The sequence below is a fragment of the Leifsonia sp. HAY1-4F genome (genome assembly GCF_056755275.1).
Genome location: NZ_JBNDHX010000237.1, coordinates 1 through 301 on the forward strand (window position 1 = coordinate 1; position 301 = coordinate 301).

Genomic DNA, 301 nt, shown 5'->3' on the forward strand with positions numbered 1-301 from the left:
GTCTGGAACATGCCGGTGCTGGAAGGGCGGACCCCGCCGTCTTCCTTGTTGGGTGGGTACATGCCGATCATCGAGACATAGCCGCCCAACGGCAGTGCCTTGAAGCCGTACTCCGTTTCGCCCTTTTTCCTGGACCAGAGCGTGGGCCCGAAACCGATCATGTACTTGGTGACGCGCACCTTGAAAAGTTTCGCCGGCACCAGGTGGCCTACCTCGTGCAGCGCAATGGAGACAGCAACGCCGATCGCGACGAAGATAACTCCAAGAATGAAGAGAAGGACGGGACTCATGCCGGTGGGAC

Annotated in this window: 1 protein-coding gene; it reads right to left on the reverse strand. The window is 59.5% G+C overall.

Features of this window, described 5'->3' with window-relative positions; genetic code table 11:
- On the reverse strand, window positions 1-290 hold a 290-nt coding region (locus ACPYOG_RS19360; RefSeq protein ID WP_481295759.1), incomplete at its 3' end, for a site-2 protease family protein.
- Window positions 291-301 lie beyond the last annotated feature (11 nt).